Source organism: Luteococcus sp. Sow4_B9, assembly GCF_052116585.1.
In the GTDB taxonomy this organism is placed as follows: Bacteria; Actinomycetota; Actinomycetes; order Propionibacteriales; family Propionibacteriaceae; genus Luteococcus.
The window spans coordinates 1-23,488 of record NZ_JBQKKT010000028.1 but is presented as its reverse complement, the minus strand read 5'-3'; the positions used below and the strand labels follow the sequence as shown (position 1 = coordinate 23,488).

Genomic DNA, 23,488 nt, shown 5'->3' with positions numbered 1-23,488 from the left:
ATGTCATCGACCACACCGGCGCTCCTGGCCCAGGGCATCAGCAAGACCTATCCCGGCGGGCTGCGCGCCGTCCGCGACGTCGACCTGGCCATCGAGCGGGGGCAGTGCCTGGCGCTGGTGGGCCAGAGCGGCTCCGGCAAGAGCACCCTGGCCCGCTGCCTGCTGGGCGTCGAGCCGATGGACTCCGGCCGGGTCTGGCTGGGAGCAGACGAGCTGACCGCCCTCAGCGGGGAGACCTACCGTCGCCGACGAGCACGGATGCAGGCGGTTTTCCAAAGTGCCACCGACTCCTTCAACGCCCGGCTGCCGCTGCTCACCTCGGTGCTGGAACCGCTCGACTGCCAGCCGGATGTGCTGCGCCGACGCGTGGAGCAGGCTGGCGGACGTCGCCAACTGGCGGAGCAGCTGTTCGAGCGGGTGGACCTGCCCACCACCCTGCTGGACCGGATGCCCGGCCGGGTCTCCGGCGGCCAGCTGCAGCGGGCCGCAATTGCCCGGGCCCTGAGCATCGAGCCGGAGCTGATCGTCCTGGACGAACCCACCGCCAGTCTGGACGTCTCCCTCCAGGCCCGGATCCTGAACCTGCTCAAGGGCTTGCAGGAGGAGCTGCAGGTCTCGATGCTGTTCATCACTCATGACCTGGCGGCGGCACGATTCGTCGCCGACCGGATCGTGGTGATGCGCCAGGGCCAGTTCATCGAGGAGTTCCCCACGCAAGACCTGTGCGCAGACCAGCGCGATCCGTACACCCGGGAACTGGTCAACCTGTTCCGTTGAATCGCTGAATGAGAGGGAGTAAGACCTTGTCCGCACCCACCACCGACGCCCGGGCGGCACTGATCCGCAGCGCCCTGCCACAGGATCTCCCGGCGGTTCGCGCACTGGTCCTGACCAGCGTCCGCGAGGACCACGGCCTGGACTACAACCCGATCTGGCATGCCGACCTTGATCGAGCGGAGGACTGCTACCTGCACGATCCCCGCGCGGAGCTGATCGTCGCCGAATCCGACCAGGGGATCGTCGGCTGCGGCGGGATCCGGCCTTTTCGGCGGCGTGGTCCGCAAGCGGTGCAGCAGCGGTACGGCCACCGGGATGACGTCGCGGAACTGGTGCGGGTGGCCGTCGCCCCGCAGTTTCGGCAGAACGGGTTGGCGCGGGAGGTGTGCGCCCGCCTGGTGGCCCGGGCAGATGATCTGGGCTACGGCGTCCTGACCCTGCACACGGCGGCGGTGACGCCACGGTCGGCTGTCCCCTTCTGGCGAGCGGTGGGTGCCGTCCAGATCCACGATGACCGGCAGGAGGGCCCCTTCGACCCAGCCGTCGCCTCCATCTACTTCGAGATCGACGTGGCCGCGGCGCGGATGCGTGCCGAGTCCGAATAACTCAGCAGGACGGCTATGCACCCGGGACTCGGGTGGCGCCCCTTGGTGCGCTCCTGGATCCTTGACTGCCTTGATTCCGAGAAGATCGCCTGATCGACGCGACATCTGACGTGACAGGCGGTACTGGCGCCGATGGCTACCTTGGTCACACTTCGGCACCAACGGTGACACCAAAGTGTGACCAAGAACGCGCTCCGCTCACTCGGGGCACCGCAAGCCTGTTCTGGGACGGCTCAGGAGGTCAGGAACGGGATCACGACGGCACCGAAGGCCTCGGGCTTCACCGAGTGAACGCGATGCCCAGCCTCGATGTGCTCGACCGTTGCCGCCGGCAGACGGGAGGCCAAGGCGGAGAAGCGCTCCTGACGCAGGTAGCTCCGTCGACCACCCGCGATGACCAGGGTCGGAGCCGTGATCGCGGAGAGCCCTGCCCACCAGCCGGGCTGGGGCTGGGTCAGCTCGGCCAGCACCTGGCGCAATGCCCGTGGGTCCATCCGCCGTCGCGTCAGCGGCGACAGCGCCCACATGCGTGCCCCGGCCACCGTGGTGAAGGGCCAGTCATCACCGGTGTGACGAGGCGGAACAGGCGGCTCCTCCAGCACCAGGCGCGCGACCCGTCGGGGCACGGCCTGCGCCACCAGGCTGGCGGTGAAGGCGCCCAGCGAATGCCCGACCAGGATCACTGGCTCGTCACCGAGCGCGCCGAGTTGGCCCAAGACGTGGTCCCGGAAGTCCGCCAGCCGGTAGCGGGCGCGCCGGGGCTCCTCCGCGTGCCCCAGCAGCGGGTAGGCATGGGATGGGACACCCACCTTCTCGAGGTCGCGACGCAGTCGGTCCCAGGTGGCACAGCTGCTGGAGGCACCGTGCAGCAGGACGACGGGTGCGGTGGTCATGCCTCCATGCTGCCGCCACGCGCGGAAATTCGCTCGCCACCGTGACTCAGACACGGCAAGAATCGGCGCATGCGCTGGACCGTCACCGCCGAACCGCCCCTCACCCGGGATGTCGCGCGGCTCCTCGCCACCCTCCCGGAATGGTTCGGTCTGCCCGACGCGAACCAGTACTACGTCGACGCGACGAAGTCCCTGGAGAACTGGGCGGTTCGCGACGACGCCGGTTCGGTACTCGGCCTGGCGCTCACCACGTGGCACTTTCCCCACGTGTGCGAAGTGGAGCTGATGGTGGTGCACCGGGACCACCACGGACGGGGCATCGGGACCGCCCTCGCGCAGGCCGTGGAGGAGGACGCCCGTCGTCGCGGCGCCGCCCTTCTGGAGGTGAAGACGCTGGGCGCCTCACACCCGGACGTGAACTACGCCCGTACCCGGCACTTCTACGAGCGGATGGGCTTCCTGCCGCTGGAGGAGACCAACCTGTGGGGCGACCAGAACCCCTGCCTGTTCATGGTGAAGCCGCTGGGATTCGCACCCTCGGGCGCCTAGCCTTCGCGGACCTCTCGAGCTCAGCCTCCCCACGTCCCTGCGAATGTTGCGCATGGCCAGGCCCGCCGGGGCACTCTCACGCGGCGAGATACTTGCCCGGAGCCCGTCGAGCAGAAGTTCGCGCAACAACCGCAGGGAACCGGCCGGGTGAACCCTTGGCCGAGCGGCCGCGCAGGAGCAGACTGGAGCCAGCCACGGACAAGACCCGGCACCCACCCATGAGGGGAATCCCATGCAGTACACGACCCTTGGCACCTCCGGCATCACCATCCCGCGCCTGTGCATCGGCGGGATGAGCTTTGGGGAGCACTTCCCGGACTTCCACCAGTGGACCATCGACCAGCCGGCGACGCAGGAGGTGCTGGCCCGCGCCCTGGAACTGGGCGTGAACTTCATCGACACCGCCAACACCTACGCGCACGGCACCAGTGAGGAGTTCATCGGGCAGTCGCTCAAGAACCTGGGCGTCAAGCGCGAGGACGTCGTGCTGGCGTCGAAGGTCTACTTCAATGACGGGAAGCTGGGCAAGCAGGCCATCGAGCGCGAGATCGACGGCACCCTGGAACGACTCGACACCGACTACCTGGACCTCTACATCATCCACCGCTTCGACTACGACACTCCCGCCGAGGAGACGATGGAGGCCCTCGACGGTCTGGTGAAGGCCGGCAAGGTGCGGGCCCTGGGTGCCTCGGCCATGTACGGCTACCAGCTGCACAACCTGCAGGTGGTGGCCGACCAGAACGGCTGGACCCGGTTCAGCAGCATGCAGAACCACTACAACCTGCTGCACCGCGAGGACGAGCGCGAGCTGATCCCGGTCTGCCGCCAGTACGGCATGGCGCTCACCCCCTACAGCCCGCTGGCCTCGGGTCACCTGACTCGTCCCACCTGGGACTCGGACTCCGCGCGCTCCACCACCGACAGCACCATGAAGAGCAAGTACGACCGGGAGCGCGAGATCGACATGCCGATCGTCACCCGGGTGGCCGAGCTGGCACAGCGGCTCGACGTGCCGATGGCCGACGTGGCGCTGGCCTGGCACTGGGCCCGCGGCGTGGAGGCCCCGATCGTCGGCTGCTCCAAGCCCAGCCGGGTGGACGACGCGGTGCGTGCGCTGGAGCTGGAGCTCAGCGACGAGGACCTCGCCTGGCTGGAGGAGCCCTACCAGCCGCATGCCCCGGTCGGCCTCCTGCCCCGGCCCGGCCACAACACGATGGGCGGCCCTGCCCCGTCGAAGGACTGAGACCGGGCAGGGCCCGAAGGGTCCGGTGGCTGCCAAGACTCGACGTGCGTCACTGGAAACTTGACTCCACCGGACCCCCAGCCACTTGGCCCGTGCAAGACCGGACCGCCTCGAAGTGCGCGACATTGCTCACATGCCGGATGTCGTGCGATGCAGCACCGAGCAGACTCAAGGTCCATAGGCTTGCAGAGTGCTAGCGTTGACCCATGGCAACGCTCTACATTCGTGAGGTCCCTGAGGCCGTCGCCGAGACCTTGAAGGCACGGGCAGCCGCGCAGGGGCAGTCCCTGTCCGCCTATGTCAATGCCCAGCTGGCTGGCATTGCGGCCCGACCCACCAATGCCGAAATCGTCGATCGCCTGCGCACTCGCGACCGGTCGAACGCTGTCCCCACTCAGCGCATCATCGACGAGATCCAGACGACGCGCCGGTGATCGTCCTCGATGCGTCGGCCATGGCGGAGGCTCTGGTTGGACGGGCTCCGTCCGAGGAGCTCTTGGGTCTGTTGGCGTGCGATGGTGTTCACGCTCCGCACCTGCTGGACGTCGAAGTGACATCAGTGTTGCGAGGACTCGAGTTGGCCCACGCCATCACGCCGGAGCGTGCGCGGCAAGCCCTGGACGACTACTGGTCATTCACCATCGAACGCCACGACCTGGAGCCATTGAGCGGAAGGGTCTGGGAACTGCGCCATCAGTTCACCTCCTATGACGCCGCCTACATTGCGCTGGCCGAGGCGTTGGCGTCCCCCGTGCTCACCTGTGATCGCAAGCTGCAGACGAACGGCCATCGTGCGACCGTCAGGTTGATGTCTCGAACGACCTGATCTGCCGTGCTGCGAGCGACCGTCACATGGCGGCGCTGCGGGTGTCACAGGTGCACGGGAAAGCCAGGGAGACGCTGGCCGTTGACTGACCAGGGGTCTCGGCCGAGGCTCACAAGCGTCGCAGCTCGGTCATCCCACTCGGACGGAAGGAGCGAGCCTCCCAACGCTTCCACGGTCCGACGGGCCATCGCGATGCCCGCTGGCTTGGATGAGGGCGCGAGGTCCAGCTCGTGGATGGCCAGCTCGACCACCCAGGTAGCGAGGAAGTCACTACAGGTCAGCGCTTGAGCGGCGTGGAGGAAGCCTCGGGCTTGCTCGATGAACAAGCCCGAGCAGGGTCTAGCTCGAAGTCGAAGACGTCGACGTTGGCGGCCAGTCGTTCCGGGTGCGTCGACCTGGCCATCGAGGGACTCCGCTCGGACCAGGAACCGACACTGCCCCCACTCAGCACCAACGAGGTGCACGAGATCATGCACCGATCCTGAGCCCGACCGCCACCAGGGCTCCTGCTAACCTCGACGTCATGTGGCTGTGAAACCCGTCGTCCCGTCCCATCTGACACGCGAGGTTTCTCCATGCCCACACCCGCATCCCCGAACGCCCTGACCCGCGGCGCCCACCTGCGCCTCGACGGGATCAGCAAGTCCTATCCCGACCGCCGGGTCCTCACCGACATCAGCCTGACCGTCAGCCAGGGCGAACGGATCGCCCTGATCGGCGAGAACGGCACCGGGAAATCCACCCTGCTGCGCATCACCGCCGGCGTCGAAGACCCCGACAGCGGCTCCGTCGAGGTACCGGGCCGCATCGGTCTGCTGTGGCAGCAACCCTCCTTCGCGCTGGCCGACACCATCGCCGACATCATCGACCACGCCTTCGCCGCGCCTCGTGCGATCCTGCGCGAGTTCGAGGAGGCGACGGCCGCCCTCGACCAGGGCACGGAGGCCGCCGCCGACCGCTACGACCGAGCACTGGAGGAGGCCACCCGCCACGATGTGTGGACCCTGGAACGTCGCGCCGACATCGTCCTCGGCGGCGTCGGACTGCCCGGGCTCGCCCGGGAGCGCCGGGCCGGCGAGCTCTCGGGCGGCCAGAGATCACGACTGCAGCTGGCCTGGTTGCTGCTGAGCCGTCCCGACAGCCTGCTGCTGGACGAACCCACCAACCACCTCGACGACGCCGGGATCGACTTCCTCACCCGCTCCCTGCTCGACTGGCCCGGGCCTGTCCTCTTCGCCAGCCACGACCGCGCCTTCATGGACGCCACGGCCACCGGCATCGTCGACCTCGACCCGGCACCCCGCCCCAGCACACTGGTCAGCGCGGTTGCCCTCGACGGGCCGACCAGCGGCATCGGGATTACCCGTCACACCGGCAGCTTCACCGAGTACCTGCAGGCCCGGGCCGCCCAACGTGCCCGGTGGCAGAAGCAGTACGAGACCGAGCAGGCAGAGCTCAAGGAATTGCAGCGCAGCGTGCGGGAGAGCCAGAGCGTCGGCCATGCGGGCGCCGCGGCACGCACCGAGGGCGGAGCCGCCAAGAAGTTCTACGCCGACCGCAATGCCACCGTCGTCTCACGACGGGTCAACGACTTTTCCCGTCGCTTCGACGAGCTGCGGCGAGAGCAGGTGCGCAAGCCACCCGCGGAACTCGACTTCCGGGGCCTCGACGTCGGCCGACGCGACGACCACACCGTCCCGTCGGTCCTGGCGGCCCTCTCGAATGTCGGCGTGGATGGACGGCTGCTTCCCACCTCGCTGACCGTGGGACGCCACGACCACTGGCTGGTCACCGGCCCCAATGGCGCCGGGAAGTCCACGCTGCTGGCCCTGCTCACTGGCGGCCTCCGGCCAGACCAGGGGTCAGTCACCGTCGCACGCACCGCGACGATCGGATTCCTGGCGCAGGACGTGGACCTCGACCCGAATCCCACCGTCGAGCAGCTCTACGCCGCCACCCTGGGCCAGGAATGCGCCGAGACCACGCCGCTGTCCGCCTTCGGGCTGGTGGCGCCACGTGATCTGAGTCGCCGCGTGGGGAGCCTGAGCACAGGCCAGCGACGACGGCTGGCGCTCGCGATGGTGCTGGCGAGCACGCCCGATCTGCTGGTGCTGGACGAGCCCACCAACCACCTCTCCCTGACGCTGGCCACGGCCATCGAGGAGCACCTGCCGCAGTACCCCGGCGCGGTGATGGTGGCCAGCCACGACCGCTGGCTGCGCCACTCATGGACGGGCCAGCGCCTGGAGCTCCAGCAATGGGGCAAGAGCCCATTTCCAGCGCACGACGAGCCCCGTCGCGCGGAGATTGACATGATTCACCCGCAGGGGTGGGGGGATGTTTTCCCCAGCCAGCCAACACATCCCGCGATTGATAACACCGAGGCGAACAATCATAAGGAATTGATATTGGACGGCCTTAGGCACTCTTCCTAGCCTTGTGTCACCAGGCCAGCTTGGCCGCTCGCTCCACAGCCAGGGCACTGCACCAACAGGCCCCGGGAGCAACGCACACCACAGCCAACACGGCACACCACAGTCAACGAGGACAGGGGCTCAACCATGCAGTACCACCACCACGGCTATGTAGCGCACGACCCGCTGATCAAGGATCCTGCGGGAACCGGCATCGACCGTCAGGAAGAACTGCCCGACGAGATGGATGTGCTGATCGTCGGCGCCGGACCGGCCGGCATCATCCAGGCCGCCCAGCTCACGAACTTCCCCAACATCCACACCCGCATCATCGACAGCCGCCCCAGCCGGCTGGAGGTCGGGCGCGCAGACGGCCTGTGGGCCCGCAGCTGTGAGACCTTCCAGGCCTTTGGCTTCTACGACCGGATCAACGCCGAGGCCCACCGCCTGGTCGACGTGCACTTCTGGGGCCCCAAGCCCGACAACCCGGCCGAGATCATGCGCGGCGTGCGCGCCGAGGATCCCCCGTCGACCGTCAGCGAGTTTCCCTTCATCATCGTCAACCAGGCCCGCGTCATCGACTACTACGCCGAGTACGCCGAGCGTGGCCCGGCCAAGATCAAGCCCAACTACGGCTACGAATTCCTCTCGCTGGAGACCGACGAGTCGCAGGAGTACCCGGTCAGCGTCAAGCTGCTCGACCCCAAGGGCGAGGAGCGCACCGTCCGCGCCAAGTACGTCGTCGGCTGCGACGGCTCCCGCAGCAAGGTGCGCGCCTGCACCGACATCGAGTTGCAGCGTGACCCGTCCGCCCACGCCTGGGCCGTGATGGACGTGCTGGCCGAGAGCACCTTCCCCGACGTGCGCCAGAAGTGCGGCATCCAGTCCGACAAGGACGGCAGCATCCTGCTGATCCCCCGCGAGGGCGGTTTCCTGGTGCGCTACTACGTCTCCCTGGGCAACATCGACGACAGCAACCGTGCGGAGCTGCGCGCCACCACGTGGCAGGAGGCGGCCGAGCGGGCCAACAAGATCCTTGCCCCCTACACGCTCGATGTGAAGGAGGTCACCTGGTACAGCGTCTACGAGGTGCGCCACACCGTCGCCAAGAAGTTCGACGACGTGCCGGTGGACAAGGTCGGCAGCCAGAACCCGCGCGTCTTCATCGCCGGCGACGCCTGCCACACGCACAGCGCCAAGGCTGGCCAGGGCATGAATGTCTCGATGCAAGACGGCTGGAACCTGGCGTGGAAGCTGGGCCAGGTCCTGGAGGGCCGCAGCGACGCGTCGCTCCTGGCCACCTACTCGGCCGAGCGTCAGCAGATCGCCGAGGAACTGATCGCCTTCGACAAGGCGTGGTCGGGCATGATGTCCAAGCGCCCGGAGGAGCTGGAGGACCCGCAGGAGATCGGCCGCTTCTACATTGACAATGCCGAGTTCCCCAACGGTTTCGCCACCCAGTACCCGGCCTCGCCCATCATCGGCGAGAGCACCCACCAGGATCTGGCCAAGGGCTTCCAGATCGGCAAGGCGCTCCAGTCCAATCTGGTCCGTCGCGTGGCCGACACCTCGCCCCGCGAGCTGGGGCACCTGTTCGAGCCGGACGGCCGGTGGCGCCTGTACGCCTTCGCCGACCAGGAGAAGACGGCCGTGCGTGAGCTCGCCGAATGGCTGGAGACCTCGGAGGACTCCCCGGTGCGCAAGTTCACCCCGGAGGGGGCAGACATCAACAGCGTCTTCGACGCGAAGGTGATCTACCAGCAGCCCTACACCGAGCTGGAGCTGGCCGACGTCCCGTCCTTCTTCCTGCCGAAGATGGGCCCGTACCAGCTGACCGACCGTGAAGAGGTCTTCGCCGCCGATCCCAGCGCCGACATCTTCGACCTGCGCGAGATCGACCGTGGCGGCGCCCTGGTGATCCAGCGTCCCGACATGTACGTCGCGCACGTGCTGCCGTTGACCGCCCGCGAGGAGATCACGAAGTTCTTCGAGCAGAACATGCTGCCGCTGTGAGTCCCGCCTGAGCCGCAAGGCCGAACGGCAGCCTCGGACCCCTGCGGTCCGAGGCTGCCGTGCGTCAGGCGTTCTCGGCGCCGGGGAGATCGCCACCCAAACCGGCGAATCCCGGCTCGCGACCAGCCAGGGCCAGTAGCAGGGAGCGGGCGTCGCCGCGCACCAGCGGACCGGCGCCGTGGGTCCAGTCCAGGTCGGTGGCCTCCAGTCGCAGTCCGGCCAGCGCCACATCCCCGGCCCGCGCCCTGGAATTGGGTGCGGCCAGGTAGTCGAGCGAAATGCGCAGGTGCTCGGGCGAGACCTCATGCGTCAACCCCAGGGGCGTCGTGATGTCCAGACCGTGCACCAATACATCGGTCAGCGGCGCCTCGGGGCCTTGGCCGGGTGGCGTGAAGCGGCTGTCGGCCTTGTCCCGCAGGATCTCGACGATCTCCTCCCAGGGCCGCAGGGCCTGGCGGCGTCCGAGTTCGGCATTGGCCGCATCGAAGTCTCCCCGGTGTCGCAGCATCGCGGCCATGAAGCCGGGCATGCCCACCTCCAACGGCACGATCAGGTGACCGGCCACCTGGCGCACTGTCCACTCGGTGCACAGGCTCTGGGTGTTCTGCTGCTCCAGATCCAGCCCCAACAGGAGATCGGCCAGAGAACGACGTTCGGCGGCGATGGCCGCGAAGATGTCCATGCCGCCATTCAAGCACCGGCCGGTGACACCGCCCTCGACGTCAGGGGCGAGCCCCCGCGGCTCGGCTGGCCATCGCCGCGACGAATGCCTCCAGTTGGTGCTGCAGTCTGGCCGACGGCATCAGCATGGACGCCCCCACACCGGCGATGCTCTCGCTGCTGGTCAACCGGCAACGACCCTGCCCCAGGTCCTCGATGGTGTTGCGATGTACCGCGACGAGCCACATGGCGGTGCCGGTCCAGGTCACCTCGCTCGCGGACTCAAGGACCTCCATCGTCGACTGCAGCTGGGTTCCAGCATTGCGCCAGACAAAGCGCCTGCCCGGCTGCCCCTGGGGATCACACCAGCGTGCCCTGGTGACACCCGGGACGAAGTCCGGCCATTCCTCGATCTCGGCCAGGGCCTTCCAGACCGCGGCGGCAGACGCATCCACCTCCACCACGGCGGACGCCGCCACCGGCGCTTCGTCGTCGATACGACGCCCCTGGGCCGCAACTCGGGCTCGCTCCTCCAGCTTCCTCACGCTCCACATGCCGCGAGCTTAACCCAACACTTTGTCGCGTTAAGATCGTGTCATGGACGAATCCCCGACCTACCCACAGGTGGGCAGCATGCGCCCGGGAGGTCGCACCTCCAGGACCCGAATGGCGGTACTGGATGCCGCTCGGCAGCTGCTCGTGGAACAGGGCGCAGCGGGCATGCGGATGGAACTGATTGCTGCCAGATCGGGCGTGCACAGGTCGTCGCTGTATCGCAGATGGAAGACCCCCGCGGGCATCGTTGCCGACCTCGCCAGCCAGATCTCCACCAACCTCACCCCACCCGACACAGGCAGCCTGGAGAAGGACGTACTGGCCCTCGCGGAACGTCTCGCCACTCTGCTCGACGGGGACGGCGCCGCCCTGGTGCAGTCACTCCTGGCCTGGCGCGATCCAGAGGTGCGCGCGGTACTGGACCACTTCTGGCAGGCCCGGATCCACGACGTCGAGAGGATCCTGCAACGCCATGGCCTGGATGCCGATCCTCACTTGACCATCCGACTGGTGGCGGGGCCGATCCACTACCAGGCACTGGTCGAGGGGTGCACGCCCGCGCCGTCGACGGTTGCCGCCGCCGTCCGGGCAGCCATGACCGCGCTCACGGTCGACGCCAACCCAACCGACGACACCTGACCGGTGGTGCCGATCAGGGTGACTCAGCTACTTCCGCATGGGCACGTGCGGGATGCCATCCTCGTCGAAGCCCGGTCCGCTGACCTCGAACCCGAACCGCTCGTACCAGTGCTGCAGGTGGGCCTGGGCGTCGAGTACGCACGCTCGCCCGGCAACATGCTCCACCGCGGCGCCCATCAGCTGGGCACCGAGCCCAGAGCTGCGATGGGTTGGTGCCACCGCCACGCGCCCGATCCTCATCGAGTCCGGTTCGGCGAGGATCCGCAGCGTCCCCACCACGCGATCGTCCTCGTCGGCCCACATCACCAGGGCGTCGGGCTCCAGATCCCGACCATCGAGCTCCGGGTAGGCACACTGCTGTTCCACGACGAAGACGTCGGTGCGCAACTGCAGGATGCGGTAGAGGGTGGCCGGATCGATCTGGCGGAGCGGTGCGAGGTGGATCTGCGGCATGAGCCCATCCTGCCCGTCGACGATGCCTGACGTCACCCACAGTCCGTCGCTGGGCTGTCAACCCCACGGGCTCCTTCCGTGCTCTGGCAGGGTTGGGTGCATGGACGAGATGGTGCGCGCGCTGGTGGTGGACGACGAACCCGTGCTGGCCGGCACCGTCGCCAACTACTTGGAGCGTGCCGGGCTGCAGACCCGGACGGTGGCCGACGGGCTCGAGGCGGTTCGCGTCGCGCGTGAGTGGCAGCCCGACGTCGTCGTGCTCGATCTGGGTCTGCCCGGACTCGACGGCATCGAGGTCTGCCGCCAGATCCGCACCTTCAGCGACTGCTACGTGCTGATGCTCACCGCCCGCAGCGATGAGGTGGACGTGCTGGTGGGTCTCTCGGTGGGCGCCGACGACTACATGACCAAGCCCTTCAGCGTGCGGGAGTTGACGGCCCGAGTGCAGGTGATGCTGCGCCGGCCGCGCACCACGTCCTCCCCCAGCACCCCACACCGGGCCTTCGGACTGCTGCGGATCGATCCCGACGCCCGCGAAGTCCTGGTCAACCAGGATCCCGTGGACCTCACCCCCACCGAGTTCGATTTGCTCGACGCGCTCAGCGCCCAACCCCGTCGCGCCTTCTCCCGCCTGCAGCTCATCCAGGAGGTCTGGGGGGCGAACTGGAGTGGCGACGAGCACCTGGTGGACGTCCACATTGCCCGCCTGCGCAAGAAACTCGGCGACGACCCTGCCCAGCCGCGCTATGTGCTGACCGTGCGTGGCGTCGGCTACCGGATGGGAACGGGCGCCTGATGCCCTACGCCAAGGAGGCTGGCCCCGCCAAGGAACCGCGCGGGAATCGTCCGGGATCGGGTGTCTCCATGACCCGTCGCCTCGTCGTCGCCCAGTCAGCGGTGATCCTCAGCATGACCGCGACGATGCTGCTGGTGGCGATGCTGGTGGGCCCGCCTGTCTTCGACCACCACATGCACGAGGCGGGCCACGGCAACCAGCCGGGCGTTCTCGAGCATGCCACCGAGGCCTTCCGCTCGGCGGGCAGCACCTCTTTGCTGGCCGGCCTGGGCATCGCCACGCTGGTGGCCTGCCTGGTGAGCTGGTTCATGGTGCGCCGCATCACCGCGGGACTGTCCGCCCTGGCTGGCGGGGCGCGACGGGTGGCCCAGGGCGTCTATGACGTGCCGGTGCAGGTGCCGCCGTCGGGGCCGGAGATCGAGTCGGTGGCCCTGGCCTTCAACGAGATGTCCAGCACGATCGCCCACACGGAACAGACTCGTCGTCGGCTGCTGACCGACCTCTCGCACGAGCTGCGCACCCCCATCGCGGCCATCGAGGTCACCCTGGAATCCGTCGAGGACGGCGTCGCGGAGCTCGACGCCACCACCATCGCCACCCTCCGGCAGCAGGCGGAACGCCTGACGCGTCTGGCCCGCGACATCAGCGCCGTCTCGGCGGCCGAGGAGGGACGTCTGGAGCTCGACCGGGCGCCCGTGTCCCTGGACGCATTGGTTCGGGCAGCGGCCTCCTCGGCGAAGGCTGCCTGCGATGTGCACGACATTGCGCTGATCGTCGAGGCCCAGACCGGTTGCACTGTGCTGGTGGACGGGTCCCGGATCGGGCAGGTGCTGGACAACCTGCTCACCAATGCGGTGCGCCACAGCCCGCCAGGCAGCACCATCCGGCTCACTGCCCGGCGCCTGCCCGACGAGCTGGTGGTTGAGGTGTGCGACGAAGGCACCGGCATCTCCCCGGAACACCTGCCACACCTGTTCGAACGGTTCTACCGTGGCGATCCCGGAGCCTCGTCCGACGATCGAGCTGGCACCGGGGTGGGGCTGGCGATCTCCCGCGCGATCGCACGGGCACACGGTGGGCACCTGGATGCCGACAGCGAAGGACCCGGACGGGGTGCGAGCTTCTGCCTGCACCTACCGCCCCGGATCCTCTGCTGACCCGGGTCCTCTGCTGACCTGGGTCCTCTGCTGGTCTCGGCCGGGAAGGGATCCGGGCTCAGAGCTTCTGGAGCATCTGCTTCATCTCGGCAATCTCCTTGGCCTGGCTGGTCATGATCGACTGGGCCAGCTTCTTGGCCTCCGGATTGGTGCCGTCCGCAAGCTCGTCCTTGGCCATGGTCAGCGCACCCTCGTGGTGAGCGATCATCGAGGTGAGGAACTGCTTGTCGAACTCCGTGCCCTGAAGCCCCTCGAGCTTGTCCATGACCTCTTCCTGGGTCATCCCGTCCATGTCCATGCCGGGCATGGCGTGCGCGTCGTGGCCGGATTCCAGCGGCTCGTTCCAGGTCTTGAGCCAGTCGGTCATGGTGTTGATCTCGGGCTGCTGGGCGTCCTTGATCCGGGTGGCGAGCGCCTTGACCTCCTCGCTGCCGGCCTTCTCCTCGGCCAGCTCGGACATCTCCAGAGCGCCTTCGTGATGGACGATCATCATCTGGGAGAACATCGCGTCGGCGCTGTTGTGCTCGGCCTGGCCCGGGGCGGCAGCGGATTCCTCGGCGGAAGCCTGGGGCGATGACTCGGCGGAGCCCTGGGCGCTGGCCGCGGCGGACGTGGCCTTGTCGGCGGCCTCGGTGGCCGCCTCTTCAGCCTGACCGCAACCGGTCAGCGCAAGGGCGAGGACTGCCGCGAGGGCGAGCGACTTCTTCATGATCTTCTCCTGGGTCTGGGAAGGGGGTTGGGGAAGAGGGGGTTCGGAGCCGGGCCCCGGGGGCGGTTCCGGGTGGGAGGGTCAGGCGAGCTGCAGGGTGGTGATGCAGGTCGGGGCGTCATCGGCCGTGGAGAGCGGGATGCTGCCCTTGCCCTGCTCACCGCTGATCGCGAGGGTGCCATTCACGTCGCGCGGCAGCCAGAAGCCGACGAAGCCGTTCTCGTAGCTGGTCAGCTTCTCCTTGAACAGCTCCGTGCCCTCGGAATCGGTGACGGTGACGTCGAAGGCCTTGCCCACCTGTTCGCCCTGGCACCCGGTGAGGTGGTGGGCGAAGCACTCGTGGGTCTTGCTGACATAGGGCGCGACGGAGACGTAGGTCTTGTCCTGGGGCATCGGGATGGACTGCTGGGTTGACTCGTCGTCGCCGACGGTGAGCAGCAGCTCATCCTGACGGACGGATCCGTTGAGCTGGATCTCCTTGTCCTTCTGCGTCTGGTCGAGCCCCTCGATGATGGCGGCGACGTCCTGGCCCGCCAGGCCCAGCTCGGCCAGCTTGGCGTCCACGGAAGCGGTGCCCGCGGCGGTGGCAGCGACGCTCGCATCGGCGGGAGTGGCCTCGTCGGGGGTCCTCGAGGAACAGCCCGTGACGGCCAACGTCAGAGCGAGTGCTGCAAGGGTGACGGTGCGACGCATGGTGCTCCTGGGGTCCGCGCCCCACCTGGTGCGGGGCTCTGCCCCTCAGCATGGCAAAACGGTCTCTCGGAGCAGTCACGGAAATGTTGCGATTTGGTGAAGGCGTCGCGGCCGGGGCCTGCCGGCGACGCCCTCGACGTCGCCCCATCCGGTGATCATTGCCAATGATCACCGGGCCCACCAGAGTGGGTCGCATGAGCGCAGCCAACTCCCACCACACCAACCCCCACCTGCTGGTGGACATGGACGGGACCCTGGTGGACTCCACCGCCGTCGTCGAGTCAACCTGGCAGGCCTTCGCCGCGCGGCACGGGCTGGACGCCGCAGAGGTGATCGCCTTTGCGCACGGCCGCCCCACAAGCGCGACGACCCACCACTTCCTGGCCGACGAGGAACTGGCCGCCCACGAGGCCAGCACCCTGCAGCAGCTCGAGGAGGAGGCCGTCGACGGGATCGTCGAGGTGCCAGGGGCTGCGAGCTTCATCACCTCGCTGGATCCGCAGGCCTGGGTGCTGGTCACCTCCGCGGGCCGCACTCTGGCCACCAACCGGATGGGCATCGCGGGTGTCCCGGTGCCCCCGCATTGTGTCTTCGCCGAGGACATCACTCACGGCAAGCCCGATCCACAGCCCTACCTGCTGGGCGCTGAGCGACTGGGAGTCGCAGCGCGGGATTGCATTGCACTGGAGGACTCCCCCGCCGGGGTCCGGTCCGCCGCGGCAGCCGGCGCCCGCGTGGTGGTGGTGGGCCAGCTCACCGACTTCGACGGCGAGTTCCCCCGGATCCCGGACTTCCGCGGCCTCACCCTTGACGCGCTGGCACGGCTGGCACGGGGCTGACCCGCCCCCCCCGATCAGGCCATCAGGTCCCGTCGGTCCATCCGCCACCACGCGGCCAGGACGGCCAGCGCGGAGACGAGAGCCATCAGGGCGAGCACGGGCCAGTCATCCCATCCCGTCGGCGACTGCCCCAGCAGGGAGAGGTCCACCAGCCATTGGGGCGCCCGCAGCACCGGACCCAGCATGCTGAGCACCCCAGAAGCCGCCACCGGAAGCCAGGCCAGCCATGGCGATCGCGGCAGCCAGGCCACCACCACAGCAGCGATCGCCGCAGCCACCAAGGCCGCCGGCACCTGGCCCAGGGTGTGGCGAAGGGCCTCCTGCCAGGCGTTGGGATCATCCAGCACCAGCTCGGCACACAGCACGCTGATGGCACTCGCCACGGCCACCATCAGCGTTGTCGCCACCATCGCCACGCCAGTGGAGACCAGCAGGGGCCGGGAACGTCGCTGCCCCGTGGCGAGCACCTGGTCGAGCAGTCCGGTCACCTCGTCGCGCCGAGTACGCAGCACGATCGCCACGGCGGCGCACAGCCCCAGCAGACCCACCAACTGCCCGGAGAACATGAAGTAGCCGGCCACCGGGTCCATCCCATTGGTCATCTGGCTCATCAGGTCACCGGTGCGTTCGTCGCGGGTGGCGGTGTCGGTCATCGAGCCGCACATCGACGCGAAGAAGCCAGCGGCGGCCACCACGGCCACGCTCCACCCGACCAGCTGCCCGTGCCCTGCCAGCAGGTGCAGTCCGGTGAGGCTGCTGATCCGGGCGCGGGCGTCGGAACGGTCGGGGTCCCCCACCAGGCCGGCGCCCAGTTCCCGTCGTCGCACGACGATGAAGGCAACGCCCGCCACCGCGAGGCAGACCGGCAGCAGTGCGGCGGCCACGCCCACCCGGTCGTCGGTGTAGGGGGCGACGATCTCCAACCAGGCCAGCGGATTGGGCCACCTCAGCCAGGCAAGGTCCTGGACAGCGGCGATGCCCTTGGCCAGGAAGCCGAGGCCCAGCACCACCATCACCAGGGAGCGGGCCCGGGCGGCGGTCGGGAAGACCTGTCCTGTAGCCAGTCCGAGGGCGCCGAAGAAGCTGTTCACGACGAACAGTCCCGCGGCAAAGGCCCACGCGCCGCTGGCGGGCACGTCGTCGACCGAACCCGCCTGGGCGGCCAGCCCGATCCCGCAGCCCAGCGCCAGCAGCAGGTTGTGCACGAGCACCACGATCGCGCCGGAGACCAGCGCCGTCGTGGCGGTGACCCCGTGGGTGCGCACGAGTTCAAGCGTCCCGGCGTCCTCCTCACCACGAGTGGTGGCAATCGCCAGCAGCGCCGCGGAGATGGAGCCCACAATCGCCAGATAGGTGCCGCACTCCCAGACGAGCATCTGGCCAGTGCCGCCGGGCAGCGGGAGCAGGCCGTACATCAGTTTGGGGCCGGCCGACTCCCGCAACATCTGCACCACCAGGGCGCGCGACTCCGTTGTCGGGTAGGTGCTGGCATAGGCCTGCGGGGTCGAGACCATGATCGCCACCATGGGCACCACCCACAGCAGGATCCGCTTCCACTGGCGTCGGAACTGGATGGCGAGCATGCCCCTCACCGCGCCGCCACCTCGTAGTGGCGCAGGAAGAGGTCCTCCAGGCTGGCCGGGCTGCAGGTGACCTCGGCGGGATTCTCCGCGACGACCGCGGCCAGCACGTCGGCCACCCTGTCGTGGGGTGTCTGGACGGTGATCCGGTCGTCCTCCCAGTGCGCGTCCAGCCCCTCGATCCGACGGGCCAACTCCACACTGCGGTGCGGCAGCCGGGCCTGGATGGTGCTGGCGGCCAGGTGGCGCAGCTCGGTGAGCCTGCCCGACTCCACCAGCTGGCCGTCCTTGATGATGGTGATCTGGTCACACAGCCGTTCCACCTCGGCCAGGTCGTGACTGGAGAGCAGCACGCCACGCCCCTCGTGTGCGGCCTCCCGGACGCACTGGGCAAAGGTCTGTTCCATGAGTGGATCGAGGCCGCTGGTGGGTTCGTCGAGCACCAGCAGCTCGGTGCGGGCGCTGAAAGCTGCCACCAGCATCACCTTCTGCCGGTTGCCCTTGGAATAGGAGCGCACCTTCTTGGACGGGTCCAGCGCGAAGGCGTCGATCAGTTCCCGCTCGCGAGCCTCGTCCCTGCTGCCGCGCAACCCGGCCAGGGCGTCGAGCGCCTGCTGTCCGGTGAAGTTGGGCCACAGCACCACGTCGCCGGGCACATAGGAGACCCGACGAGTGACCTGCGGATCCTTGCGCGGATCATGCCCCAGCAGGTCGACCGTGCCGGAGGTGGGTGCGTAGAGTCCCAGTAGGCAACGGATCGCGGTGGACTTGCCGGCGCCATTGGGGCCCAGGAAGCCGTGCACCAGACCGGGGTCCACGACGAGGTCCAACCCGTCGACTGCGGCCAGCTCGCCGAAGCTCTTCGTCAGTCCGGTGAGGCTGGCCAAAGCCTCCGCATGGCGCGGGGTTGGGCTCGACTGGGTCGGGCTGGGCGTGGTCATGCGTGCTCCTTCTTGGAAGATGCCGGCTTGGAAGAGGCCGGGGTGGTCGGGGCCGGGGTGGTCGGGGCCGGGGTGGTCGGGGCCGGGGTGGTCGGGGCCGGGGTGGTCGGGGCCGGGGTGGCTGGGACCGAGGCGGCTGGGGCTGGCTGGTTCCCGAGGAAGTGGTCGCTCATCAGCTCGATCGAGTGCCGCAAGTAGGCGCGGTGGTGCGGGTGCGGGTAGGCCGCGTCACACCACCGGATGACCTCGCTCACCAAGGTCTTGTCATCCCAGGTCTCGCGGGCCTTCGCGACGAAGTCGCTGATGCTGGGTTCGAAGGTCTGCAGCCAGGCCAGGTGCTCCCGAGCCAGGCGCGGCATCGCCTCCCGGAAGGTCTCCTCGTCCATCTCCGGCAGCTGCGCGAATTCCGTGAAGTTCTCGACGCTTGCCCGCAGGGCGGGGCCGTCGGTCTGGGTGGCGAAGGCCAGGGCCCAGTCGGGCACCAGGCCGGAGAAGCAGGCGACCTCCAGCAGTTCCCGTTCCCGGATGATCGCTTGGCGGGAGACCTCGTCGGGCGCCGCCGACTGCAGCACCTCATAGCCCTCCCAGAGTCCGGCGGGAAGCGGGGATGCGCCTCGTCCCTCACGCGCCGATTCGAGCATCACGACGAGCTTCTCCCGCTGCGCAGTCAGCTCCGTGATGGTGCGGTCGATCCCGTTCAGGGTTGCGGCCAGGTCGTCGACGGCCAGCTGCGCGAGTGGTTGGTCGTCGTCCCCGATGGCTGTCTGGACCTCCGACAGCCCCATCCCGGACCCCACCAGCCATCGCACGTGCAGCAGCCGGGCCAGGTGGGTGAAGTCGTAGTCACGGACGCCCTGGTTCTCGGGCACGGGCAGCAGGCCCACGTGGTGGTAGTGCCGCACGGTCCGCACGGTGGTTCCGGCCAGGTCGGCCAGCTCGCTGATCTTCACATGATGAGCATCCACTGTGACGTTGCGTCACAGTCAACACGTCGCCGGGGACGCGCGCGCCCCGGGCCTCGGGACGAGCCGCCACGGCGCGCGGAAACTTGGTCGCCGACGGCGTGCGACACGGTCACATCCAGATGGATGTCCGGATTCGACCGGGTTTCAGCAGCCACAGCCCCTCACCCTTCGTCACTGAACTCCTTCAGCACCCGGACAGGGCCAGCCACGCCGCCGATGGGGCGGTATCCGCGGGATTCGGCCAGCGCCGCGTCCGCACCTGCCTCCCAGGCCAGGGAACCCAGTGGCCGCGCCAACTCCTCGGCCGCATCGAGCAGACGGGTCCTGACCTCGGTACCGGCCATCTCGGGACCGGACTGGTCGGCTGCCACGGCAAGACCGTGCAGCAGCCAGCCCTCTTCGGCAAAGCGAACCCCCAGCACGGCCACCGGCACCGCATCGATGACGGCGACCAGCCCGAAGCCGTCGCCAGCCGCTCGCGCCGCCCACAGTCCGCGGCTGGGTTCGAGGAGCGGCGAATCCTCTGCCAACGCTTCGAGGTGGTGTTCCTCGATGCGGGAGACGCTCACCTCGGCCCGGCCTCGTGGCTGCTTCGTCTGTCGTGTTCGTCCCATGGGGGCATCAAACCAGACGCTGTGAAACCCAGCGATGCACACCAGACCGGGCGACGATGAGCAGGCTACGCGCGGGGACGAATCGTGAGACTCTGCGCGACCGTGCCGAAGGGACCTCGGTCGTCGTGCAGCACCGTGTGGGTCAGGCCGACACCCGTCGGGCCGAAGTGCACGGTGGTGTCGAAGCCCGTCCACTCGCCGTGGTGCTCCCGGAAGAGGTGGGCGGTGAGGTCCACATTCGGGAAGAGCACCTGGTCCGGCGGAACCCGACAGGCCAGGCCGTTGGCAACGTCGACAAGGCCGAGCAGTGCGGCAGTGGGGCTCACCGGCTCGCCGGCCACGAGTTCCGCGTCGGTGCGAATCCAGGTGATCGCGTGCCCGGTCTCGATGACGCGCTGACGAAGCTCCAACGAGTCGACGAGGCCGCCATCCCACCGCTCCGTCATCTCCCAGATGGGCAGCTCCTCCGCCGCGGGGATCGACGGGAAGGTGCTCCCGGCCATGGCCTCGGTGTCCGCGGTGCTGGCAAACCAGGCTCGGGCCGTCAGGGCGGTGCGTCCCTGGTGCTCCAGGCGGGCCTCGAGCAACTCGATCGAGCGGCCCGGACGCACCATGTGCACCGAGACGTCGACGGGCTCGATCGGCAGCACACCGAAGATGTCGTAGGAGACGCGGGACAGCGCGAGGCCGTCGTCTCCGCGACGCTCGCGGTGATCGGTCTCGAAGACGTGCGCCAGCAGGCCCATGGCGGGGGCGATGTGCTGTTCGTCGGTCTTCCAGGCGCCGCCCACGTGAGAGGTGGGGCGGAAGCGGTCGTGTGTCTCCCGCTCGAAGTAGGCGAAGGCTTCGGTCATGTCGCCATTCTTGCCGACTTCGCGACGCACAATGTGTGAATTGTCACATTGGTCAGCGGTGGTGATCACGCGCCCATGGCTTGGAGACCCACGGGTTCCCGCGCAGGTAGTAGCGACGCATGGCGTCGCTGTTCCTGGTGATCCCCACCCGCGTGGTCGTGACGATCTCATCAGGCTCGACTGGTGTGCGTCGCAAGAGCTGCAGTGGCGGCTCGGCCAGGTCATGACCTCGTAGCGGCAGCGTGATCGCCAGGGCTTGGCAGAGTTTGCCTGGCCCATTGGTCAGCTCCACACCAGCCCTACCGCGCCGTTGCGTCATGAGCCGTTCACCGACGAGCGGCTCTCCCGCCCGGATCAGCACCCCGCAACCGAATCCTTCCGGCCCCGCGACCACATTCATGCAGTGGTGCAGACCATGGATCAGGTAGACGTAGGCGTGCCCCGCCGCCAAGAACATGGCGTCATTGCGCGCTGTCCGGCCCCGGTGTGAATGACTGGCGGCGTCTGCCTGGTCATAGGCCTCCGTCTCGACGATCCGGATCCGCGTCTCCTCGTCGCCGATCCGGCTGACCAGCTCACATCCCAGAAGCCGTCGCGCCGCCGTCTCTGCGTCGGTCTCCAGCCAGGACCACTCCTCCACCGGAACGACGTTCTCAGCCACGAGCCTCGACGGTGAAGCTGCCACGCTCCCGATAGAGCTCCACCGATTCGCGCAGCGCTTCCAGGAAGTAGGGCGGGTACTCCATCCCCTGCTCATGCGCCCACAGCAGCTGGGCCTCGAGGCGTCCGATCTCCTTCGCGTAGCGCTCCAGCTCGTCCTCAAATCCCAACTGGTGGATCACGGTGCCCATCTGGTGCTTGTACTTCTCCATCCGATTGGTGCCGACCAGCGCATAGGACTTGCTCCGCAAAAGGCGAGTCAGGTGCAGCTGCCAGGGGCGCAACTCGCTGTCCTGGATCATCTTCTGGGCACTCAGGCGATAGAAGGCGAAGTGGCCGGGTTCCTGCTGCTTGATGGGGTGGACGATCGTCTGCGAGATGGCGTGCTCCTCCATGGCATCTAGTCCGTCGATGAAGGCGGAGTAGGCAAGGACCGCCTGTCGCTCGGTTGATGCACCGGTCAGGTAGTAGATGAAGCGGGAGACGTCCTGGATGTCCCCAAAGCGCGACAGCGCGCCCATCATCTTCATGGAGAAGGAGATCTCGAGCATGGGCGCTGCAGGCTGAACTCCAAGATCAACTTGAAGTTGATCAAGGATCTCACCGTGCGCGAGCTCCTGTGGGCCCCAGACGTCCTGGTAGAAGAAGCGGTCCACCTCACCCGCGTCGGGAAGGATGGTGAGCAGCTCCAAGAGGTTGCGCTCCACCTCCAGCTCCACTCGCGCGAGGTAGTTCAGCGTAGGGGCGAAGCGCCCTTTGACCGCCGCTGCGTCCTTGATGGTCCGATCCACCTGGCCCGGCCGCAGCGGTGGATGCAGCTCCTGCAACCTCTCCACATGCTCCATGAGCGACGCTTCTGTAACCGACTGCCGTGCCATGCCATCCTCGCTGTGAACCGACGGGCCAAGCCCGCAGAGCTGCGCCACAGAGCTCCCACCGGACGAGCCCCATCAGACGCCCATTGCCTCCACCATTTCACTCCGCAATGGATTCATGCCAGAGGGACCACCCGGTGGACCTCCCGCGGCTCCCCCTTTGCGAGCCGCGGTGGAGTGACCCCGCGCGCAACGCCCAATCCAGCAGCTTGCACCTGAGATCTTCCTTCTACCTCATACCTGTACATACATACACCAGTGAGCAATGGCATTGTGAAGGGGCGGGGCATGGAACCCGATCATGGGCCCCATCACTGACCAGAAGCGCGAGGGGGCATCTGGCCATGACTCGACGGCCTGCCCTTCTGCATCAGACTCCCGGCCCGACGGCATCCCGCCCCCACGTTCACCAATCCCAACCCCGGCCGCGTGGGTTGTGCCCACGTCGCGTCTGCTGCACCGTACTCAACGGCGAGACCACGCGAGGCTTGCCGGCTGTTCGGCCAATGATCGTCGCTCGAAGCACCGGGGACACGCAAGCCCTGAACGAGCGAGGGCACGTGGTTCAGTGCATACCGACCCCTGCAGCTCTACGCGACTGCCCCCTCAGGATGTGACCGGCCGCCCCTGATCGCCCCTGGACGTGGCATGTCTGGATGGGAATTGAGCCGCCCTTGGGCACGTCCCGCTCCAGTTCCTCTCGCTCGGGACGCTCAGAATGGCTCTGACAGAACTGGTGGGGGGATGCTTCAATGCCTCCCTCCCGTGGGACCATCGTCGGCAGTGTCGAACCCAGTGACGTCCCCTCTTGACTAGAGCCACCAGCGCCCCGCGGTCTCGGGGCTGCTCGCCGACGGCGAGATTCATCCTGCCCGACGGTGGAAGTGAACCTGCCGCCCCCTTGGTTCGCTTTCGCGTGGGTTTGGTTGCTTCGCTGCTGGTAGAACACACGCGAGAAGTTGGATCCCACGCGTACTGATGGGATGCCACGCGGTGAGTTCGGAATCCCCAGGGGTCGGATCGTGTTCGAGTGGGGATGAGCGGTTCGTGGTGGTTGGGGATGCAAAACACCCCTTTGGGTGTGTCACCGTGGTGACAACCCAAAGGGGTGTTTGTGTAAGTCCGGCGGCGTCCTAGTCTCCCACAGGATCCCTCCTGCAGTACCATCGGCTCTA

The 23,488-nt window shown here is 67.9% G+C and carries 25 protein-coding genes; 12 read left to right on the top strand and 13 right to left on the bottom strand.

The window, feature by feature from the left end:
* Both ACTQ49_RS13320 and ACTQ49_RS13315 read left to right on the top strand, forming a co-directional pair.
* A complete protein-coding gene (locus ACTQ49_RS13320) occupies window positions 1–777 on the top strand; it encodes an ABC transporter ATP-binding protein (protein ID WP_441828324.1) in 777 nt (258 codons plus the stop codon).
* A gap of 8 nt (window positions 778–785) precedes the next feature.
* Window positions 786–1,382 carry a GNAT family N-acetyltransferase gene (locus ACTQ49_RS13315; RefSeq protein ID WP_441828323.1) on the top strand — a complete coding sequence of 199 codons (597 nt, stop codon included), beginning with the start codon at window positions 786–788 and terminating at the stop codon, window positions 1,380–1,382.
* Between the two features lie 233 nt (window positions 1,383–1,615).
* On the opposite strand, the gene ACTQ49_RS13310 is transcribed toward ACTQ49_RS13315, so the two are convergent.
* Window positions 1,616–2,275, bottom strand: coding sequence for an alpha/beta fold hydrolase (locus ACTQ49_RS13310; protein WP_441828322.1), 660 nt, complete (start codon window positions 2,273–2,275; stop codon window positions 1,616–1,618).
* Window positions 2,276–2,344: 69 nt separating this feature from the next.
* On the opposite strand from ACTQ49_RS13310, the gene ACTQ49_RS13305 reads away from it, so the two are divergent.
* The 6 genes from ACTQ49_RS13305 to ACTQ49_RS13280 all read left to right on the top strand — a co-directional run bounded on the left by ACTQ49_RS13305 (window position 2,345) and on the right by ACTQ49_RS13280 (window position 9,323).
* Complete coding sequence (locus ACTQ49_RS13305) at window positions 2,345–2,824, top strand: GNAT family N-acetyltransferase (protein WP_441828321.1); 480 nt, start codon at window positions 2,345–2,347, stop codon at window positions 2,822–2,824.
* Between the two features lie 232 nt (window positions 2,825–3,056).
* Window positions 3,057–4,070 (top strand): aldo/keto reductase, encoded by a 1,014-nt coding sequence (locus ACTQ49_RS13300; protein WP_441828320.1) that lies wholly within the window; start codon window positions 3,057–3,059, stop codon window positions 4,068–4,070.
* A gap of 206 nt (window positions 4,071–4,276) precedes the next feature.
* Window positions 4,277–4,504 carry a FitA-like ribbon-helix-helix domain-containing protein gene (locus ACTQ49_RS13295; protein WP_441828319.1) on the top strand — a complete coding sequence of 76 codons (228 nt, stop codon included), beginning with the start codon at window positions 4,277–4,279 and terminating at the stop codon, window positions 4,502–4,504.
* Entirely contained in the window at window positions 4,501–4,896 is a 396-nt protein-coding gene (locus tag ACTQ49_RS13290) for a type II toxin-antitoxin system VapC family toxin (RefSeq protein WP_441828318.1), read from the top strand. The genes ACTQ49_RS13295 and ACTQ49_RS13290 overlap by 4 nt, the downstream gene beginning before the upstream one ends.
* 575 nt (window positions 4,897–5,471) lie before the next feature.
* Window positions 5,472–7,331 (top strand): ABC-F family ATP-binding cassette domain-containing protein, encoded by a 1,860-nt coding sequence (locus ACTQ49_RS13285; RefSeq protein ID WP_441828317.1) that lies wholly within the window; start codon window positions 5,472–5,474, stop codon window positions 7,329–7,331.
* Window positions 7,332–7,457: 126 nt separating this feature from the next.
* Entirely contained in the window at window positions 7,458–9,323 is a 1,866-nt protein-coding gene (locus tag ACTQ49_RS13280) for an FAD-dependent monooxygenase (protein WP_441828316.1), read from the top strand.
* A 64-nt stretch (window positions 9,324–9,387) separates the two neighbouring features.
* Here the strand turns inward: ACTQ49_RS13280 and ACTQ49_RS13275 are convergent, their stop codons facing one another.
* A complete protein-coding gene (locus tag ACTQ49_RS13275; RefSeq protein ID WP_441828315.1) occupies window positions 9,388–10,005 on the bottom strand; it encodes a maleylpyruvate isomerase family mycothiol-dependent enzyme in 618 nt (205 codons plus the stop codon).
* 40 nt (window positions 10,006–10,045) lie between these two features.
* Window positions 10,046–10,537 (bottom strand): SRPBCC family protein, encoded by a 492-nt coding sequence (locus ACTQ49_RS13270; protein ID WP_441828314.1) that lies wholly within the window; start codon window positions 10,535–10,537, stop codon window positions 10,046–10,048.
* A 43-nt stretch (window positions 10,538–10,580) separates the two neighbouring features.
* Between ACTQ49_RS13270 and ACTQ49_RS13265 the strand changes: the two genes are divergently transcribed.
* Entirely contained in the window at window positions 10,581–11,177 is a 597-nt protein-coding gene (locus tag ACTQ49_RS13265; RefSeq protein WP_441828313.1) for a TetR/AcrR family transcriptional regulator, read from the top strand.
* A gap of 27 nt (window positions 11,178–11,204) precedes the next feature.
* Here ACTQ49_RS13265 and ACTQ49_RS13260 read toward each other — a convergent pair whose 3' ends face one another.
* The gene (locus tag ACTQ49_RS13260) at window positions 11,205–11,630 is read right to left on the bottom strand and encodes a GNAT family N-acetyltransferase (RefSeq protein WP_441828312.1); all 426 of its coding nucleotides are present in this window, start codon (window positions 11,628–11,630) and stop codon (window positions 11,205–11,207) included.
* A 100-nt stretch (window positions 11,631–11,730) separates the two neighbouring features.
* Between ACTQ49_RS13260 and ACTQ49_RS13255 the strand changes: the two genes are divergently transcribed.
* Window positions 11,731–12,426: a response regulator gene (locus tag ACTQ49_RS13255; RefSeq protein WP_441828311.1), complete on the top strand. Its 696-nt coding sequence runs from the start codon at window positions 11,731–11,733 to the stop codon at window positions 12,424–12,426.
* Complete coding sequence (locus ACTQ49_RS13250; protein ID WP_441828310.1) at window positions 12,426–13,583, top strand: ATP-binding protein; 1,158 nt, start codon at window positions 12,426–12,428, stop codon at window positions 13,581–13,583. Before ACTQ49_RS13255 ends, ACTQ49_RS13250 begins: the two co-directional genes overlap by 1 nt.
* Window positions 13,584–13,641: 58 nt before the next feature.
* Here the strand turns inward: ACTQ49_RS13250 and ACTQ49_RS13245 are convergent, their stop codons facing one another.
* The gene (locus ACTQ49_RS13245; RefSeq protein ID WP_441828309.1) at window positions 13,642–14,292 is read right to left on the bottom strand and encodes a DUF305 domain-containing protein; all 651 of its coding nucleotides are present in this window, start codon (window positions 14,290–14,292) and stop codon (window positions 13,642–13,644) included.
* A gap of 81 nt (window positions 14,293–14,373) precedes the next feature.
* The gene (locus ACTQ49_RS13240; RefSeq protein ID WP_441828308.1) at window positions 14,374–14,985 is read right to left on the bottom strand and encodes a CueP family metal-binding protein; all 612 of its coding nucleotides are present in this window, start codon (window positions 14,983–14,985) and stop codon (window positions 14,374–14,376) included.
* Window positions 14,986–15,179: 194 nt separating this feature from the next.
* Here ACTQ49_RS13240 and ACTQ49_RS13235 point away from each other — a divergent pair, with 194 nt between their 5' ends.
* The gene (locus tag ACTQ49_RS13235) at window positions 15,180–15,824 is read left to right on the top strand and encodes an HAD-IA family hydrolase (protein ID WP_441828307.1); all 645 of its coding nucleotides are present in this window, start codon (window positions 15,180–15,182) and stop codon (window positions 15,822–15,824) included.
* Window positions 15,825–15,838: 14 nt separating this feature from the next.
* On the opposite strand, the gene ACTQ49_RS13230 is transcribed toward ACTQ49_RS13235, so the two are convergent.
* The 7 genes from ACTQ49_RS13230 to ACTQ49_RS13200 all read right to left on the bottom strand — a co-directional run bounded on the left by ACTQ49_RS13230 (window position 15,839) and on the right by ACTQ49_RS13200 (window position 22,316).
* On the bottom strand, window positions 15,839–17,416 hold the full coding sequence (locus tag ACTQ49_RS13230; protein ID WP_441828306.1) for a hypothetical protein: 1,578 nt from the start codon (window positions 17,414–17,416) through the stop codon (window positions 15,839–15,841).
* Entirely contained in the window at window positions 17,413–18,345 is a 933-nt protein-coding gene (locus tag ACTQ49_RS13225; protein WP_441828305.1) for an ABC transporter ATP-binding protein, read from the bottom strand. The genes ACTQ49_RS13230 and ACTQ49_RS13225 overlap by 4 nt, the downstream gene beginning before the upstream one ends.
* Window positions 18,342–19,295 (bottom strand): MerR family transcriptional regulator, encoded by a 954-nt coding sequence (locus tag ACTQ49_RS13220; RefSeq protein ID WP_441828304.1) that lies wholly within the window; start codon window positions 19,293–19,295, stop codon window positions 18,342–18,344. The genes ACTQ49_RS13225 and ACTQ49_RS13220 overlap by 4 nt, the downstream gene beginning before the upstream one ends.
* A 176-nt stretch (window positions 19,296–19,471) precedes the next feature.
* Entirely contained in the window at window positions 19,472–19,924 is a 453-nt protein-coding gene (locus tag ACTQ49_RS13215) for a hypothetical protein (RefSeq protein WP_441828303.1), read from the bottom strand.
* 65 nt (window positions 19,925–19,989) lie between these two features.
* Window positions 19,990–20,778 (bottom strand): thioesterase family protein, encoded by a 789-nt coding sequence (locus tag ACTQ49_RS13210; protein WP_441828302.1) that lies wholly within the window; start codon window positions 20,776–20,778, stop codon window positions 19,990–19,992.
* A gap of 52 nt (window positions 20,779–20,830) precedes the next feature.
* On the bottom strand, window positions 20,831–21,439 hold the full coding sequence (locus ACTQ49_RS13205; protein WP_441828301.1) for a DNA-3-methyladenine glycosylase: 609 nt from the start codon (window positions 21,437–21,439) through the stop codon (window positions 20,831–20,833).
* Window positions 21,432–22,316 carry a GTP-binding protein LepA gene (locus tag ACTQ49_RS13200; RefSeq protein WP_441828300.1) on the bottom strand — a complete coding sequence of 295 codons (885 nt, stop codon included), beginning with the start codon at window positions 22,314–22,316 and terminating at the stop codon, window positions 21,432–21,434. The genes ACTQ49_RS13205 and ACTQ49_RS13200 overlap by 8 nt, the downstream gene beginning before the upstream one ends.
* Between the last annotated feature and the right edge of the window lie 1,172 nt (window positions 22,317–23,488).